Below are 16,575 nucleotides of genomic sequence, written 5' to 3'. Positions count from 1 at the left end.
GGGGGCCGGGCGCGGGGCCCGGGCCCACCGCGGGCGGATCGCCCGGGTACCTGCGCCGGGCCCCGGGTGGACCTTCACATCCCCGGGGGCGGACACGACAAGGAGTTCGGCATGAACCAACCGACAGCAGCCGGTGACGGGGCACTGGCGACGATGCGGGCCGTCGTCGTCACCAGGCCCGGCGGTCTCGACGCACTGGAGATCAAGGACGTGCCGGTGCCGGCCTGCAAGCCCGGCTGGGTGCGGATCAGGGTGAAGGCGTTCGGCGTCAACGAGTCCGAGGTCTCCACCCGCAAGGGTGAGTCGGACGCGGAGGTCACCTACCCGCGCGTTCCCGGCATCGAGGGCGTCGGCGTGGTCGAGGAGGCCGACGAGGACACCGGGCTGCGGCCCGGGCAGCAGGTCGCGACCATGATGGGCGGCATGGGCCGCTCCTTCGACGGGACCTACGCCCAGTACGTGACCGTCCCCGCCGGACAGGTCATCGCGTTCGACACCGCCCTGCCGTGGGATGTGGTCGGTGCGCTGCCGGAGATGTTCCAGACCGCCTACGGATCCTTGACCCGAGGCCTGGATCTGAAGGCCGGACAGACGCTGCTGATCCGGGGCGGCACCTCCACGGTCGGGCTGAGTGCGGCGACGATGGCCAAGGACCTGGGTGCCACCGTCATCTCCACCACACGGCATGCCGAGCGGGCTGGCGAACTGCGGGCGATGGGCGTCGACCACCCGGTGGTGGACGACGGAAAGATCGCCGAGAAGGTCGGCGACCTCGCGCCGCAGGGCGTGGACGCGGCGCTGGAGCTGGTGGGCTGCACGGCCCTGCCGGACACGCTGGGGTGCGTGCGGGTGCACGGCACCGTCTGCTTCACCGGCGCCCTCGCCGGCGGCTGGACCGTCCCCGACTTCACCCCGTTCATGATCCCCAGCGGAGTGCGGCTGACCAGCTACGCGGGCGAGGCCGCCGACCTGCCCGCCCGGGTGTTCCAGCAGCAGCTCCAGGCCATCGGCAAGGGCCGGCTCAAGGTCCCGGCCGCGAAGACCTACCGAGGGCTGGAGCAGGTGCGCGATGCCCAAGCCGACGTCGAGTCGGGCACCGTGCCGGGCAAGCACGTCGTCCTGCTTGACGACTGACACATCCACATCCATCGGTCAGAACTGGTCGCCGTGGCCGGGCCCCTGGAGCGCCGGCGGCGCGCGGGCCGCCGCATCCCGCTCACGGCCGGGATGCGGCTTCTCGGGCCGCGAAAGCGGCCGGGGTGAGACCGGTGCGGTCGCGGAAGAACCGGCCGAAGTTCGCGGGGTCGGTGAAGCCGAGCTGGGCGGCCACGGCCCGGGCGTCCCACCGGCCCTCTCCTAGCAGGCGCCGGGCTTCGAGCAGGCGTCGCTCGTCGATCAGCTCCCGCACCCCTTTGCCGGTCGCGTCCTGGGCGGCCCGGCTGAGGGTGCGGACCGAGCAGTCCAGCAGGCGTGCGTAGTCCGCAGCCTGATGCAGCTCACGGAAGTGCAGCTCCAAGGCGTCCAGGAAGCGCCCGTACCTGTCCCCGCGGCCCGCGCCGGCCGTGGCCGCGCTGCTGGGGGCGACGCCGGGGGCGCCCGCCAGGCGCAGCAGCAGTGATTCGAGCAGGCTGCGCCGCAAGGCGTGGTGGACGTCCAGGGGGCGACGCCCGAGAGCGCGGTGTTCGTCCAGGAGCTGGAGCGCGGTCTGCTGGAGCCAGTCGGCGTCGTCGGGATGCGGGTTCAGCACGGCAGGCGCGTCGTGGGCGGTGACCGGAGCCAGCAGGCGGGCGATGTCGGGCCGCAGCACGTCGGGTTCGAACAGGACGAACGGGCCGCGGGCGGCACCGGGTGGATGCCAGCACTGCGCGTGTCCGGGACGCACCCACAGCCACTGTCCGGGCGCGAGGGTCCGGGTGAGGTGGTCGACGTCGTGCCGCAGCTCGCCCTCGGTGACCGCGATGAGGTAGTGGAAGGTGGCACGGCCCGGCCGGGGCGGGTTCCACGGCCAGTCGTCGTGCTGGGCGAAGAAGTCCTCGACGGTGCTCACCTCCAGCCCGTACGGAGTGCCGACCGGGGGCTGGAAACCGTACAGCGGAACCTCGGCTGCTCCGGCCTGCCCGCCCGCCCTGGAGTGTCCTCTGTCGACCATCACGTGTCCGCAGCCTACCGCCCGATTTGCCGTTTTCGGGGAAAGGATAGGGGTGCCGCCGCGACCGTTTGGCGCGCCGCTCGCGGCCTTCGCCGCCATCACCCGAGGAACGAGGTAACCATGAACGGATCGACCCTGCACAAGACCGCCGCCGACTGCGCCGAGGAACTGCCAGGAGCCCAGCTGGAGCACCCCTTCGGTGACGACTGGGAGGTCTTCAAGGTCCGCGGCAAGGTGTTCATGCTGATGACCGAGGTCCCCGGGCGTCCCGTCGTGATCCTCAAGGCGGACCCCGGCGAGGCCCACGCCCTGCGGGAGCAGTACAGCCACATCACCCCCGGCTACCACATGAACAAGAAGCACTGGATCACCCTGGGGAGCGGAGAAGGCATCGACGAGCAGCTGGTCCAGGAACTGGTCATCGACTCCTACCGGCTCGTCGTTGCCCGCCTGCCCAAGGCCGAGCAGCCCGTCGACCCGCACACCTACGGCACCGCAACGGCGGCGGCCCGGTGAGCACCGCCGGCGACCGGCTCCAGGACACCGCCCGCCAAACCGCCCTCGCACTGCCCGGAACGGACCACGGCTACCCGTTCACCGAGCACCTGGACGTGTACAAGGTCGCGGGCAAGATCTTCCTGATCGTCACCGACGACCCCAACGAGCAGATCATCACGGTCAAGTGCGAACCCGAACACGCCCACGCCCAGACACGCCACCACGCCACCATCACCCCGGGCCGCTACCTCGACAAACGGCACTGGATCTCACTCGCGCCCGGCCCCGGCATCACCAGGCGACTGGTCACCGACGCCGTCGAGCACTCCTACGACCTGGTCGTCGAACAACTGCCGCGGCACGAGCGCCCCGGTGCGCGATGAGCGCCCCGAGCCCACCATGAGCGGCTGAGCCCCCGCAGGGGCACCCCGGGCAAGACCCGTCATGTCCACCTCCTACCAGCCGAGAGACCGATGGAACCGAACGACGCGATGCTGCCGCTCTTCGGCGATGAGCCCGCCCGGCCACTGGCCGACCGCCTTCGCCCCACCCGGCTGGAGGACGTCGTCGGACAGGACCACCTCCTGGCCCCGGACGCCCCGCTGGGCCGCATGGTCGCCCAGCACCGCCTCGCCTCCGCCATCCTGTGGGGCCCGCCCGGCGTCGGGAAGACCACCATCGCCCGGCTCCTCGCCCACGCCGGCGACCTGGCCTTCGAACCGGTGTCGGCCACCTTCTCCGGCGTGGCCGACCTGCGGAAGGTCTTCGCCACCGCACAACGCCGGCGCGGCATCGGCCAGGGCACCCTGCTGTTCGTCGACGAGATCCACCGCTTCAACCGGTCCCAGCAGGACAGCTTCCTGCCCTACGTCGAGGACGGCACGGTCATCCTGATCGGCGCCACCACCGAGAACCCGAGCTTCGAACTCAACGGCGCCCTGCTCTCCCGCACCCAGGTCCTGGTCCTCAAACGCCTCGACGAAGCCGCCCTGTCGACCCTGCTCGACCGCGCCGAACAGCTCACCGGCCACCGGCTGCCCCTGGACGACGACGCCCGCCGTGCCCTGATCGCCATGGCAGACGGCGACGGGCGCTACGTCCTCAACATGGCCGAACAGCTCCAGGCCCTCCCGGGCCCCGAGACGCCCCTGGACACCGCCGCGCTCGCCCGCCACATCCAGCAGCGCGCCCCGCTGTACGACAAGGCGCAGGAGGGCCACTACAACCTGATCTCCGCGCTGCACAAGTCGATGCGCGGCTCCGACCCGGACGCGGCCCTGTACTGGCTCGCCCGCATGCTCGACGGCGGCGAGGACCCGCTGTTCGTCGCTCGCCGCCTGGTCCGCTTCGCCAACGAGGACGTCGGCATCGCCGACCCCCACGCCGTCCAGCAGGCCCTCGCCGCCTGGGACGTCTACGAGCGGCTCGGCTCCCCCGAAGGCGAGTTGGCCGTCGCCCAGGCCGTCGTCTACCTCGCCACCGCCCCCAAGTCCATCGCCGTCTACCGCGGCTTCAATGCCGCCCACCGATCCGCCCGCCGCACTGGCTCGCTCATGCCACCCGCCCACATCCTCAACGCCCCCACCCGGCTGATGAAGGACCTCGGCTACGGCAAGGACTATCAGTACGACCCCGACACCACCGACGGCTTCTCCGGCGCCGACTACTTCCCCGACAGCATGGACCGCGAGACCTACTACCAGCCCACCCGCAACGGCTACGAAGCCCAAATCACCGAACGCCTACGCCACTGGGCTACTGTGCGTGCCCGCAGACAACGCGGCTGACCGGCCGGGGTGGGGTCACTCTGCAGGACTTCACTCCGTCGGCCGCTCGGGTCGGGGTCCGTGGTCCAGACGCTGGGCGAGGCGGTCCGCGTAGGCGGTGATGCGCCGGCGCAGGACGAGGCGTCCTGCCTTCTGGTTGGCGGGGGTGTAGGTCTGGGTGATGTTGTCGATGAGCCGTCTGGAGTCCGCCTTGGCCTCGCGGAGGCCGGTCAGCACGGGGCTGTGGGTGTATTCGGCCTGGGTGATGTCGGTCCACACCAGGACGGTGGCGGTCAGCCGTCCGTCGTCGCCGGCCATCCGGGGGAAGCGGGAACTCAGGTCGTCGAAGAGTTCGGCCCAGTGTTCGGCGGGCAGCTGCCAGTAGGTGAGGGCTGTGCGGCGCCGGGTGTAGTCGACGCGGGTCTGGTCGTCGTCGAGGCGGCGGGCGATCTGGTCCACGCGGTGCTCGAAGTCCCGCCACAGGGTGGGGCCCATCTGCGGGCGGAGCTTGCTCATCGTGCTGGTGGCCTTGGCGACGGGGATGCCGAGCAGGCGGGCGCACTGGGAGTAGGAGCCGCCGGCCGCCATCTCGGCGAGTTTGAGGCTGACGGCTCGTCGCAGGTGCCGGGGTGTGTAGCTGGTGGGGTTGTTCAGGCGGTCGGCGAAGTCGGCGAAGTGCTGGTCGTACCAGGGCTGGGGGAGGTAGGGCGGGACGTGTTGGGGGCCGAAGCGGCAGTCGCGGGAGGCGACGCGCACGCTGTCGTTCTCGGTGCGGCCGGCGGCGTGGAAGCCGTGCCGGTGGCGCACGAGCGCGCGGGCCAGGCGCGGTGAGATGGTCTTGCCTCGCAGCGCGGTGTACGCGCTCGCGTCGCGCCGGAAGGCGGCCTCGGCCAGGGGCTGGAGCCGCTCGCGCACGTCGCCCGGGTCGTGCTCGTCGCCCAGGAGGTGTTCGGCGGCCAACAGGAGGGCGCCGCAGGTGGCGCTGTCCTGGGGTGCGGCCCACCGGTCCGGGGCCTGTGGGTTCGGCAGGCCCCGGTCTGTGCGGTCCTGGGCGCCGGCTCGGGTGGTCTCGACGTGGTCGTCGATGAGATCCAGCATCGACGGCTCCAGGGTGAGGCCGTCGGCGGGGGCGGGCCAGCTGAGGGTGATCAGCTGGCTGGTGGCGGCGAGATCCAGGAAGTACGCCCCGCCCGGCGCTGGGCCGGCGCCGTGCAGCCGGGCCTGGAGCCGCTGCTGGAGGCCGATCAGCCTCCCGACGCCGCCCGTGGCAGGTGGCGGGTGTGCGCCGGGTGGGGGTTGGTCGAGTCGGGCGCCGCAGACGGGTCCGCAGGCACCGGGACGGCCGCTGCCCGGCGGGGCGGCGTCGCCGCGGCAGGCCAGCGGGTGGATGCCCGGTGTGCTGGGCCGGTGGAGCAGGGCGGCCCGGCGGTGGTGGATCGGATTGGGCGATCCGCCGCAGTGCGGGCACCGGTGGGCGAGCAGCCGCTGGTGGGCGGGGCAGGCGAAGACGACGGGCAGGTGCCAGCTGGCCTTCCACGCACCGCCGAGCAGGTCCTGGATGGGGCTGCCGTCGCCGGCCAGGCAGGTCGGGCAGAAGCGCGGTGCGAGGGTGAAGGCCCAGGTGCGGGCGAAGAACGCGGTGGCGATGCGGCGGTGGGCGGGCACGGCCTTCAGCGCGGGGTAGGCGTCTTCGAAGCGTCGAAGTCCCAGGTGCGCGACTTCGCTCGCGGTGAGGCGGGTGGCGGCGGCGAACGCCGTGGCCGCGGCCGGTGCCAGGCCCAGGAGGTGGTCGGTGCTCAGGCGGCCGTCCCGGACCGGGCCGAGGCCGGCCAGTTCGGCGGTGCGGGCCGGCGAGCGGCGGATCCGGAAGGAGAGCCGCAGCAGGAAGCCGGCCATCGACTCCTCGGGCAGCGGGGCCAGGCTGCGGGGCAGCGGGCGGCCCGTCACCTTTCCTGCCGCGGGGCCGGTTCGGCCGCGGGCCGGGCGTCGCACCGGGCGGCGAGCTCTTCGGCGTAGGGGGCCAGGCGCTCAAGGAGGCGGGCCTTGTCGCCGCGGCGCACCCCCAGGAGGCCAGCCGCCTCGCGCACCAGATCGCCCCCGCCCTCCAGCTGCGGCCCTGTGCCGTCGGCGCGGACCAGCGGGCTGAACAGGTACTCGCCCTCGGTCACGCGGGCCCAGAGCAGGACCGAGGCCGGGAGCCGCATCGCGCGTGCGGTGGGCAGGCCGGCGGCCAGGGCGGCCCAGTGCTCCTCGGGGATGGCCCACGCGCTGAGGGCCGCGCGGCGCCGGGCGTAGTCGATCCGCTGGTCCTGCCCGTCGAGTTCGGCGGCGATCGCCTCCACGGCGGCCAGGAACTGTCCCCAGTGCGCGTCCGGGGTACGTGCCCGCAGCTGCTTGAAGCCGGAGACGGCGTGGCCGGGCGGGATGGCGAGCAGGCGTGCGCCGTCGTCCCGCGTGCCGCCCAGGGTCATCTCGGCGAGTTTCAGCGCGGCGGCCCGGCGCACGAGGCGGGTGTTGCTGCGGCTGGTGACCGTCAGGTGGGCGGTGAAGTCCGCGAGGTGGCGTTCGTACCAGTCGGTGGGCAGGAGCTGGGGGACGTGCCGGGGGGCGAAGAGGCAGGGACGGGAGGCCACCCGCAGGACGCCGGAGGTGCCGGCGCCGGCGGTGGCGTGGAACCCGAACTGCTGGCGGGACAGGGCGAGGGCCAGCGGCGTGGACAGCTGGCGGCGGATGATCCCCGCGTAGCGGAGCCGGTCGGTGTCGAACGCCGTGCGGGCGAGGGCCTGCATCGCCTCGCGCAGGGTGGCCGCGTCCGGCTCGGCCAGGAGGTGCTCGCTCATCGCGAGCAGGGCCGCCGTCGCGGCGGCCGGTGCCGGGGGGCCGATGACCTCGCGGCCGTTGTGCCCGCGGGGGAGGTCGGCGGTGCGTCGGCGTACGTCCTGGATGTGCGTGTCCAGTGTGTCCGCCAGCGCGGTGGGCAGCGGTGCATGGTCAGCGGCGATGGGCCAGGTGATCTTGATGAGCTGGCTGACGGCCACCAGGTCCGGGAAGAAGAGCGAACCGGTGCCAGCGCCGGCGCACAGGTGCTGGTCGAGGCGCTCCTGGAGCCGGAGCACGGTGGTCAGCTGGGCCGGGGTGAGCGACCGCATGACGGGATCGGACGTGATGAGGTCGGCGCCGCACAGCGGGCGGGGCTTGCGCGAAGGCGCGTCCAGTGCGAGGTTGCGGCACTGTGCGGGGTGCAGGCTGGCGCCTTGCAGGTGGAGGATGGCGCTGGCACGCCCGTCGTAGGAGAGGTTGGCGGGCCGCCGGCAGTTCGGGCACAGGTGTTCCAGCAGTCGGCGGTGGCGTGTGCAGGCGAAGACGACGGGAAGGTGCCAGCGATGGCTCCAGGCGCCGCCGTGCTCGTGCTCGATGGGGCTGCCGTCTCCGGCCAGGCAGTCGGGGCAGAACCGGCTGGCGGTGGTGAACGCCCACACGTTGAAGCCCACCCGGCCATCGGTCCGGGTGCCGGCCTGGGCCATCGGCGGGTAGGTGGCGGCGTACTGGCGCAGGCCCAGGGCGGCGACTTCGGGTGGGCTCAGGCGGGTGGCGGCGGCGAACGCCGCCGCTCGCTCGGGCCCGAGGTCGACCAGCAGGTGTGCGGGCAGGCGGGCCATGCGCCCCAGCCGGTAGGGGGCGAGGCCGGTCAGCACGCCGATGCGCCCGGGTGGTCGGCGAAGGCGGTGGGCCAGCCGCAGGACGTAGCCGGCCAGGGACTCCTGCGACAGGGGCGCGAGACTGCGCGCGAGCGGGGCGGGGGCGGTGGTCAACTTACTGCCCCGCTGGGGCCGGCGTCGTCGAAGACCGTGTTGCGCCCTCGCGCCGCCTTCTTCCTGGCCGGGGCGGGGATGTGGGGCTGCTCGCCGGAGGCGGCGTCCAGGTCGGGCAGGTCGGTCGGGGTGACCGCGAACCCGTCGAGCAGGTCGATGGTCAGCCGCTCGCTGCGGTCGCGGATCGCGCGGCGGCAGCCGGTCTGGATGAGCTTCTCCAGCAGTCCCACCACCCCGCCGGTGCGGCGGAACAGGTACTCGGGCATGCCACCGGTGGTGAGCATGCCCTCGGTGTCGGTCAGCAGCCGCAGATGCTGTTCGAGGCCCGCCAGGTGCGCGGTCCACGCGGCGATCCGCGCGGGCGTGTCGTAGCCGAACGCGTCGAGGTCGATCAGGTCGAAGCGCCGTTCGTGCTGGGTGGCGGCCTGGTCGTTGGGGCTCTTGCCGCGGTCCGGGACCGGCTTGAAGATCCACTGGCCGGTCTTGGCGTCCCGGCGCCCGTCGCGCAGCAGCCCGGAGTTCGGGATGCCGACGCCCACCAGGATCAGGGTGACGGGCATGCTCATCATCTCCCGGATCAGGTCCAGGACATCCTGGTCCGCCTCCCGGTGCAGCTTCAACCTCGTAATGTCGTCGATCACCAACGCCTTGGAACCATGCGCGAAAATCGCGTCCTTCACGGTGCGGACCAGGTCCTCCAGACGCATGCCCTTGTGGTCCTCGCCGAAGAAGTCGAGGATCCGCTGGCAGGTGGAGATCGGCGTCGCCCGGACCGGACAGCGCACGTACGCCACCGGGGCGTGCAGGTCCCGCGTGCCCTCGATCGCTTCCGGGTTGACCTGCCGGTGCAGCTGGAGCCACTCGTCCTCGAACGCGGCGAGCGCCTCGCACACCGTCTCGGTCTTGCCCTGGGCGCCGCCGCCGTTGACCATCACGCCGGTGCGTGTGCCCCACTTGTGGCTGAACGCGCCGTCCTCGATGCGGGTCTTGACCAGGTCGGCGACGGCCTCGCTCATCGGGGTGGCCTGCACCGGCAGGCTGCTGTGGGTGGCCAGGCGGTGCAGGTCGTGGATCCGGGCCTGCCTGGGGCTCAGCCGCGCGTACTGGGCCGCGGTCAGCCGCGGCGCCGGCACGAACGCGTCCCGGCTCGCCCGCCAGCGCTCCCAGCCCTGCCAGCGCGTGCGGTCCAGTGGCGGTCCCGGCAGGAACACCGGCACCGCCCCCTCCGTACTCCCGCTCACCGGCTCTCCTCCGCAACCGTGGTGTCGTCCTCGTCGGGCAGGGCGAGCAGACTCACCGCCCGCAGCCGGTCCCCCAGCCTGGGCGGCGGCACCGGGCGGACGGGGACGGCCTGCTCCCTCCTGCGCCGACGCTCGGCGTCCACCGCCCCCTGGCCCGCCTCGGCCCGCTCCCGCCAGGCGATCTGCGTCACCGTCGCACCCCCCACTACGGCGGCCTCACCTGCAGCGGACGTCGCCACGCGCGGTGCCGGCGCCGGGCGGTCGGCTGCTGCGGCGGCCACCTGGGCGACCTCCCGCGCGTGTTCCACCTTCTGGCCCCGGCTCAGCCGGGCCGGCCACTGCTCCACCGGCACGGTCGCACCGATGAGTTCCAGCAGCACCGGCAGCAGCTCGGCATCCGACTTCGGCGCCAAGCCGCGGCGGCGGACCTCCCGCAGCACCTCCCGCACCCTGGCGTCCCCGAACGCCGGCACCCGGCCCTCCTCGGGCAGACCGGTCCAGCGCAGGGTGTGCCAGTCGTGGGTGCGCGGGTCCTGGAAGAACACGAAGCACGGGTCACGCGGATCGCGGTGGAAGACGTACCGGTTGCGGGCCACCCCGCCCCGCCCGGAGGCGGCGAACCGGTAGTCGTCCAGTGCGGCGCCGTCGTACCAGAGGTTCTTGATCTTCACGCCGCGCTTGCCGTGGATCATCACCCGATGGGTCGGCAGCAGCTGGTAGTACAGCTCGGCGGGCGGGATCTGCAGCGCGAAGCCGCCCTGCGCCATGGAAGCGGCGAACAGGCTGTTCGGACTGTGATCCCCGGCCGGATCCCAGCTCGGGGCATACGCGCCGAATCGGCGGTTTTGCCACACTTTGACGACCCAGGTGGCGATCATGTGTTCCATCTCGGCGACCGTCAGCACGGCGTCGCCCTCCGGGTCCACGCCCCGGTCGGCCACATCCACGCCCTGGTAGCCGGGCAGGATGCGGAACAGCAGCGACTGGATCGCGCCGAAGGCACGCTCCACCGCCTGCTTGTCGGTCGGGCGAAGGACCCGGCTCGGGCGTATGTTCGCCCCGATCACGCGCTGCACCTCGGTGACGTGGTGGTTCTTGTAGACGGAGCCGTGGTCGGTGGTGACTGTCTCCGGGGCGAAGAACGGCAGACCGGCGACCTCGTGCCCGGCGAACTCGGCCACGAGCGTGGCCGGCACCCCCGGGTAGGCCCACTCCATGTCCTCGCCCCAATCCGGGCGCATCGGTAGCGGCATCATCACGTCCCGCAGCACCATCGCCACGTCGACCGCCGTGTCGGAGACCAGCGTGAGGCGGAACGCCACGATCGAGTGGGTGTAGACGTCCAGGGCCAGCGTCAGGTGAACGGACACCGCCTCGCCGAACACGTCCTCGCGGACCTTCACCGGCAGGATCGTGGTGTCCAGCGCGACGACCTGCCCGGGCCGGTGCACCACGACGTGGCGCCCGGTCGCGTTCTCCTGCACCCGGGCCGCCGAGCGGCTGTAGCGCTGGCGTGCGCCCGTGGAGCCGAACCACTCCCGCCACACCACTCGCAGGGTCTCGTAACTCGGCACCGGCTCCTGGGCCCCGTAGATCTCCCGGATGTACTGGTGGATCAGGCGCTCGCGGTCCTTGGCGGTCAGCTTCGAACGGTGCAGCGTCTCCGCGCGGACCGCGAAGAGCGCCTCGCGCACCGCCGGAGAGATGCGCCGACCCGTCGCCTCCCGCAGCCACCGGTCGTCCGCCACACCCACCGCGCCGAACCGGATCCGGCCGCGGTCCCAGCGGATCAGCGTGCGGTAGCTCACCCGGTCCAGTGCGAGCGCCCTGGCACCGGCCGGATCCGCCGTGGCGGCCTGCCGCATCTCCAGCGCCTTGTGCTGCCGGCGCTGGGTCAGCGTGGTGGTGTCCGGGTCGTAGCCGGGGCGCGGCTCGCCCGCCGCCGGCCGCAGCGGGTCGCCGCTGCGGTAGCCGGTCTCCACTTCCAGTAGGTGTTCCATCCGCAGCGCGACCAGCGTTCGCCGCTGCGGCGGCAGGTCCGCGAGAGCTTTCGGCTGTCGGCCGCGGCTGGCCGCCGGCAGGTCGGCCCGGGTGCGAGTGGAGGGGCGGCAGCGGGGATGGTGCATCAACTCCCGCAGCGAGGTGGCCCAGGGTTCGGCGCCGTCCCGAAGCAGCGTCACCCGCCCCAGCTGCGGCTCCACCACGTCCACGGTCCACTCGCGCCCGTTCACGATCAGCTCGATGCCGGGTGCGAGATCCCAGCAGGCCGCCGGCGTCAAGCTGCCGCCCCCGTCCCGGCGTCACGAGGAGCGAGACGGACCGGGCTCGTGTCGGTGAGCGGCGCCGACACGTCGATACCCAGACGCCGGTGCCACATCAGGTGCACGGCGTGGGCGCGGGCGACGGCCGGCACGCTGCACCGTCCGACCAGGTCGCCGAAGTTCAGCGGCCCGGCCGCGACGGCGCCGAGCAGCTCGCCCTGCAGCCCGATCGGGTCGCTCAGCTGACGCCGCCCGGCGGACAGGGCGTCCACCAGCTCCGGTACGTTCTCCCGCCAGCCGGACACCACGCTGTAGCGCCACCCGGCGGCAAGCGCCGCCTCGGCCGCCGCCGCGAACTTCAGCGCGTCCTCGGGGCGGATCCGGTCGCCCGGCCGCACGTCCACCAGCCACGGCCCCGTCCCGGTCAGCAGCAGGAAGTCCGGAGTGTGCTCCATCGACCCGGCCGTCGACTCGAACCGCAGCCGAAACGGCTGGGACAGTGCCTCCGTCAGGTCCGCGGCGAAGTCCGCCACCAGGAGCAGGCTCTCCTCCTCGAAGCTCTCGAACCCGTGGTGGCGGCCGGTGGACACCAGGTACTCCAGGCCCGGCCGGTGCCACTGCCCGGTCCGCCAGGTGAACCGCCGCACCGGCCGGCTCCGGACGATCTCCGCTTCAGCCTCGGCCAAGTCCCGGACCGGGTACACCACCGGCGTCCGCCCGAAACGCCACGTCGTCGTCCACCTGCGCGTCCACCCCGGCTCCAGAGCAAGCTCGCCAGCGCACCCGCGAAAGCCTGTGTCCAGGCGAGCAAGGTCCTCCAGCCCTTGTGCATCCGACCACCGGACAGTCGACGTCGCCGCCCGCCCACCACGTAACGCCATGACCGCCCACTCCTTCGCCGCCCCACGATCAACGAGCAACCTACGACGAAGATCCAGCTTTAGATGCATGTTCCCGACAATCAGGCGACACCGACGCAGGGGCTGTCAGCACCGCCCTGTACGAATATGCCAACTAGATTCTGCCGATCATGCGTTTAGGTGCCGCTTGGGACTGGCAAAACAGCAGCTCATGGCACCGACGGAGTGCCATCTACCGGCAGTGGTCGCATCGCCGTGCACCCAGGTCTACGTCGGCTACCAGCCGGACAACCGGCACGTCGACACCTGGATCATCGCGCTGGACGGTACTGCCCGGCAGCCCGGCTGGCGGGCCACGTTCAACCGGCACACCCCCGCGGAGCTGGTCATCGACCTCCTCACCTCCATGGTCAACCGCTCCACCCTCCGCCCGTCCACCACCACCTCGTCGACCTCCTGAAAGGACGCGCCATCCCCCGCACTCCCCGCCTGTCCGCCCGTCGCCGCCTGACCTTCGCCGAATACCTGATCAGCGCCGCCGCCGTGGGCCTTACCTTCCACGCCCTGCTGGTCGACGAGCAGGCCGCCACCCGCATCGGCCTGCTCCTGATCGCTCTCCAGCTGATCGTCGCGCGGGTCCTGCTCGTACGTGTCCCGGCCGTGGCCGAGACGTCCGGGCGTATTCCCCGGCAGCGCCGCCCGCACCGCTGAGCGACACCTCCCTCGCATGCCGCCGTGGCCCGGCCCGGCGGCCCAGTCATCGACGCGCACCTCGCGTCGAGCACCGCGACCACGGAGGCCCGTTGGAACCCGAGACCCTCGATCTGCGCGGCGACCGCGTCGGCATCGCCCGCGCGTTCGGCACCGCCTACGGCCCCACCAGCAGCGCGGGCGAGCGGACCCGCTACCACGTGCTCGCCTACCTCGCCCCGTCAGACCGCTACCTGCTGGCCGTCGGCAGCATCGACGGAACCCCCGCGCGGCACCACCCCGGCGAGGGCCGCTGCGGGTGGAGCACCGCCGATCAGCTCGCCGAACTCGTCGTCGCCCACCTGGTGCGCGCCGACGGCGGAGGCCGGACCGTCTGCCACCACCACGTCGTCCCCGGTGCACCGGACCGGCCGTGCCGGGCCTGCCGGATCCGCCCGCCCCGCACCGACTGTTCCTTCTTCTCCCAATCCCGCTACGCTCCACTTCCCCAGGAGGCTCCGTGACCACCAGCCCGAACATCTCCCGCCGCGGCCTACGCCACGCGGCGGTCGCGTTCATCACGCTCACCGCCGTCTCCGGTGCCATCGCCGTCACAGCGGGCCTGCGGCACGACGGCGCCTGGGCCGCCGTCGAACTGACCGCGTGCGGCGTATCCGCCCTCGCCCTCTACCGTGTGAGCAGACTGCTCGACGCTGACGCCGACCGCTCGGTGCTCACCGGCCTCGCCTCCGGCCCGGCACCCGCCGACGAGCTTGCGGCCGGCCTCGGGCTGCGAGTCGCCGTCGTACGGCTCAGCCTCACCCGGCTGCTGAACTCCGGCCAGGTGCTCCAGGACGAGCACGGCGGCTTCCGCCTGCTCGACCGCTAGGTGAGAGCCCTTCGGGGCAACGACGACGGGGCGGCACCGCGATCTCTCGCGGTGCCGCCCCGTCGTCGTTTCACGGAGTCCACCGAAGCCTGGCCACGTGCCGGCCACCCGCCGCCGTCGGCTGCGGTGTGGCTGCTCAGTTGAGGTACATGCCGGCCCAGGCACCGTCGTAGCCCGTCGAGGCCATGGCCGTCTCGAAGTCGTCCCAGGCGGTCTCGGGCGCCGAGAAGTGCTGCTCGAAGTACTCGACCGTCAGATCACCCTCCAGCCACTCGTGGCCGCAGCGGCAGCGGACGAAGACGTGCGCGCGGACGTTGAGGAGCAGCCAGTCGCGGACCGCCTTGCACTCCTCGCAGGTGATCACGCTGCCGCGGGGGTTCAGCTCGTCGTGGTGCGGGACCGCGCGGATCACGGGCTTGTCCGGCGAGAGCGTGGGGAAGTCGGGGATCGAGAGCTCAATGTGATCGAGCGGCGGGAGGTCAGCCGGCTCGAGCGGGTCGTTGTGGCCGTCGTGAGGTCTCGGCGAATCCGACAAGTACAGCCCTTTCGTTAGCGATGCCGGGGTCAACCGGGCACATGCCAGATTTATTCCCGAAACCGACACTTCGTTATCCAGCTGTGACTATGCCTGTGGTGGGCAGGTTCACCCCATGGATGCGATAACGTCATCTTGACGATAACCTGGTGCTAGGTCTTTGGGATGACAAGGAGCAGCAGTGCGCGCGTTCGTTTCCCAGAACCATAAGGACAAGCCTGCCGTTCGCTCCTTCGCCACGAAGCTGCGGTTGGGCGGCGTGGACATCTGGCTCGATGAGTGGGAACTGAGCCCCGGCGACTCCATTCCTGGCAAAGTCGGGGTCGCCTTGGACACTGTCGACACTGTGCTGGTCTGCTGGTCCGAACACGCCAGCACGTCGGAGTGGGTCAAGTCCGAGTTGGAGACTGCGATCATCCGGCGACTGGAAGACGGACTCAGGATTATCCCGGTCCGCCTGGACGACACGCCACTCCCTGCGCTCCTCCGCCCCCTGTACTGGGTCTCCGTGACCGAAGACGACGACCAGACCGCCGTCAACAAGATCTTGGGCGTCGATACCACCGGATTCCTTCAGGGCGTCCAACAGCTCCTGGACGAGGCGACCATCGAGGCCGTGTCCTTTCACGGAGCCGGCGTCTACGTGATCTGCCCCAACTGCGGCGCTCCGCCAGCCAAGCTCGAACAGTGGGGTGCGACCGACTACGACCGCGGAGATCAGTACGCCGGGGTGCGCTGCACTGAGTGCCGTTGGGAGGAGGGCGGCGAGGTGTAGCAGGTTCGTGCTTGCCGCGACCAACCACCACAGCCGCACACGTCCGGGGCGCTTGGTGAGGCGAGGCTGGAGTCCGTCGTCCCGTGGCCAGGTCGGCCTGCCGGATTTCTCTGTCAGGACAGGGACTTCACCTGCTCGGGGCAGGTCGGGTGGTGGCCTGTTCGGCGCGCAGGACCTGGACGACGAGGGCGGAGGCTGCCCTGTGGAGTCGAGGTGAGCGTGCCTCTGCGGCGGCGGCGCGGGCGGGCGGCTCGGCTGAGGCGGCAGCACCGTGAAGCAGGGCGGCGAGGGCCGGGCCGGTGCTGAGCCAGGTGTCGATGTTCGACCACATCTCCGCGTTGCGCTCCTCCACCGCGGCGGTGTGGCCGGACTCGATCGGTGTCCCGTCCGCCCGGGTGTGGCGCCGCAGGATGGCGTTCCACTCGCCGAGGATCCGGTTGGCTCCCACGAACGTGACGGCCAGGGTGCGCAGGTAGTAGCCGGCCCGGTCGGCTTCCTGCCCGAGCGGCAGGAGCTGGTGGGCGGCGTGGCCGTCTTGGAGGAGCGCGTCGGCGTGGGGCAGGACCCGCTGGAGGTGGGCGAGTGCGTCGGCGCCGCGGCGGACTTTGCCGTCGCCGTAGAGCTGCTCGTCCAGCGGCCAGCCGTCTTCGTCGCAGAGGCCGTCGGAGATCGAGTCCCAGTGGTCGAGGGCCAGTTGGGCTCCTTGGAGGGCTTCTTCGAGGACGGCCAGCCGGTGCCGGGCCATGAGCCGGTCGTGGCATGAGAGCAGGGTGCGCTCGATGTCGGCCGCTGCGGGCTCCGGGTCTGCGGGGACTGCGAGTTGGAGCTGGTCGTCGGCGACGGCCTGCTGGGTGTAGGCGTGTCCGCCGGTCAGGGCGATCGAGCGGATCGTGTAGCCGAGCCCGGTGGTGTGCTGATCCTCGGTGACGAGGAGACCGATCGGCCGGGCGGGGTCGGTGAGGACGGAGGCGTTGCGGAAGTCGGCGTACCGGATGGGGCCGAGGGCGAGCATCGAGACGATGTCGGCCATGTCCGCATCGAGGTCCAGGTGGTGCTCGGCTGTCCAGGTGCCGGGCAGGCGGGCGGCGAGGGCGGTGGC

The 16,575-nt window shown here is 72.0% G+C and carries 17 protein-coding genes; 9 read left to right on the top strand and 8 right to left on the bottom strand.

What is annotated here, in order from left to right; translation table 11 throughout:
* The first annotated feature begins 111 nt into the window (after positions 1 to 111).
* Positions 112 to 1,134 carry a zinc-binding dehydrogenase gene (locus AA75_RS42475; RefSeq protein WP_033825848.1) on the top strand — a complete coding sequence of 341 codons (1,023 nt, stop codon included), beginning with the start codon at positions 112 to 114 and terminating at the stop codon, positions 1,132 to 1,134.
* Between the two features lie 82 nt (positions 1,135 to 1,216).
* On the opposite strand, the gene AA75_RS42470 is transcribed toward AA75_RS42475, so the two are convergent.
* Positions 1,217 to 2,152, bottom strand: coding sequence for an AraC family transcriptional regulator (locus AA75_RS42470; RefSeq protein WP_033825847.1), 936 nt, complete (start codon positions 2,150 to 2,152; stop codon positions 1,217 to 1,219).
* Between the two features lie 117 nt (positions 2,153 to 2,269).
* Between AA75_RS42470 and AA75_RS42465 the strand changes: the two genes are divergently transcribed.
* The 3 genes from AA75_RS42465 (at position 2,270) to AA75_RS42455 (ending at position 4,434) form a co-directional block, all read left to right on the top strand.
* Positions 2,270 to 2,665 (top strand): MmcQ/YjbR family DNA-binding protein, encoded by a 396-nt coding sequence (locus AA75_RS42465; protein WP_033825846.1) that lies wholly within the window; start codon positions 2,270 to 2,272, stop codon positions 2,663 to 2,665.
* The gene (locus AA75_RS42460; protein WP_033825845.1) at positions 2,662 to 3,030 is read left to right on the top strand and encodes an MmcQ/YjbR family DNA-binding protein; all 369 of its coding nucleotides are present in this window, start codon (positions 2,662 to 2,664) and stop codon (positions 3,028 to 3,030) included. Before AA75_RS42465 ends, AA75_RS42460 begins: the two co-directional genes overlap by 4 nt.
* Positions 3,031 to 3,120: 90 nt before the next feature.
* Positions 3,121 to 4,434: a replication-associated recombination protein A gene (locus AA75_RS42455; RefSeq protein WP_033825844.1), complete on the top strand. Its 1,314-nt coding sequence runs from the start codon at positions 3,121 to 3,123 to the stop codon at positions 4,432 to 4,434.
* A gap of 30 nt (positions 4,435 to 4,464) precedes the next feature.
* Here the strand turns inward: AA75_RS42455 and AA75_RS42450 are convergent, their stop codons facing one another.
* The 5 genes from AA75_RS42450 to AA75_RS42430 are packed head-to-tail and all read right to left on the bottom strand — an operon-like array spanning position 4,465 to position 12,413.
* Positions 4,465 to 6,360 (bottom strand): TniQ family protein, encoded by a 1,896-nt coding sequence (locus AA75_RS42450; protein WP_033825843.1) that lies wholly within the window; start codon positions 6,358 to 6,360, stop codon positions 4,465 to 4,467.
* Positions 6,357 to 8,225 carry a TniQ family protein gene (locus AA75_RS53875; protein ID WP_033825842.1) on the bottom strand — a complete coding sequence of 623 codons (1,869 nt, stop codon included), beginning with the start codon at positions 8,223 to 8,225 and terminating at the stop codon, positions 6,357 to 6,359. The genes AA75_RS42450 and AA75_RS53875 overlap by 4 nt, the downstream gene beginning before the upstream one ends.
* On the bottom strand, positions 8,222 to 9,466 hold the full coding sequence (locus AA75_RS42440) for an AAA family ATPase (protein WP_051814364.1): 1,245 nt from the start codon (positions 9,464 to 9,466) through the stop codon (positions 8,222 to 8,224). The genes AA75_RS53875 and AA75_RS42440 overlap by 4 nt, the downstream gene beginning before the upstream one ends.
* Complete coding sequence (locus tag AA75_RS42435) at positions 9,463 to 11,745, bottom strand: transposase (RefSeq protein ID WP_033825840.1); 2,283 nt, start codon at positions 11,743 to 11,745, stop codon at positions 9,463 to 9,465. Before AA75_RS42435 ends, AA75_RS42440 begins: the two co-directional genes overlap by 4 nt.
* On the bottom strand, positions 11,742 to 12,413 hold the full coding sequence (locus AA75_RS42430; protein ID WP_233289445.1) for a TnsA-like heteromeric transposase endonuclease subunit: 672 nt from the start codon (positions 12,411 to 12,413) through the stop codon (positions 11,742 to 11,744). Before AA75_RS42430 ends, AA75_RS42435 begins: the two co-directional genes overlap by 4 nt.
* 415 nt (positions 12,414 to 12,828) lie before the next feature.
* Here AA75_RS42430 and AA75_RS50570 point away from each other — a divergent pair, with 415 nt between their 5' ends.
* The 4 genes from AA75_RS50570 (at position 12,829) to AA75_RS42415 (ending at position 14,166) form a co-directional block, all read left to right on the top strand.
* On the top strand, positions 12,829 to 13,047 hold the full coding sequence (locus tag AA75_RS50570; RefSeq protein ID WP_033825839.1) for a DUF317 domain-containing protein: 219 nt from the start codon (positions 12,829 to 12,831) through the stop codon (positions 13,045 to 13,047).
* 83 nt (positions 13,048 to 13,130) lie between these two features.
* On the top strand, positions 13,131 to 13,298 hold the full coding sequence (locus tag AA75_RS50565) for a hypothetical protein (RefSeq protein WP_158515666.1): 168 nt from the start codon (positions 13,131 to 13,133) through the stop codon (positions 13,296 to 13,298).
* A gap of 92 nt (positions 13,299 to 13,390) precedes the next feature.
* Positions 13,391 to 13,801 carry a hypothetical protein gene (locus AA75_RS42420; RefSeq protein ID WP_033825838.1) on the top strand — a complete coding sequence of 137 codons (411 nt, stop codon included), beginning with the start codon at positions 13,391 to 13,393 and terminating at the stop codon, positions 13,799 to 13,801.
* Positions 13,798 to 14,166 carry a hypothetical protein gene (locus AA75_RS42415; RefSeq protein ID WP_033825837.1) on the top strand — a complete coding sequence of 123 codons (369 nt, stop codon included), beginning with the start codon at positions 13,798 to 13,800 and terminating at the stop codon, positions 14,164 to 14,166. Before AA75_RS42420 ends, AA75_RS42415 begins: the two co-directional genes overlap by 4 nt.
* A gap of 136 nt (positions 14,167 to 14,302) precedes the next feature.
* Here the strand turns inward: AA75_RS42415 and AA75_RS42410 are convergent, their stop codons facing one another.
* Positions 14,303 to 14,701 (bottom strand): hypothetical protein, encoded by a 399-nt coding sequence (locus AA75_RS42410; protein ID WP_051740802.1) that lies wholly within the window; start codon positions 14,699 to 14,701, stop codon positions 14,303 to 14,305.
* Positions 14,702 to 14,882: 181 nt separating this feature from the next.
* Between AA75_RS42410 and AA75_RS42405 the strand changes: the two genes are divergently transcribed.
* Positions 14,883 to 15,476, top strand: a complete 594-nt coding sequence (locus tag AA75_RS42405; protein WP_051814363.1) for a toll/interleukin-1 receptor domain-containing protein — start codon at positions 14,883 to 14,885, stop codon at positions 15,474 to 15,476.
* Positions 15,477 to 15,603: 127 nt separating this feature from the next.
* Here the strand turns inward: AA75_RS42405 and AA75_RS42400 are convergent.
* Positions 15,604 to 16,575, bottom strand: a 972-nt coding sequence (locus AA75_RS42400) for a hypothetical protein (RefSeq protein WP_033825836.1), incomplete at its 5' end; no start/stop codon positions are given.

Origin of the sequence: Kitasatospora sp. MBT63 (genome assembly GCF_000710465.2) — a bacterium.
Taxonomy (GTDB): Bacteria; Actinomycetota; Actinomycetes; order Streptomycetales; family Streptomycetaceae; genus Kitasatospora.
Note: the sequence above shows the minus strand (reverse complement) of the source record. Positions and strands in the feature narration are given on the sequence as shown.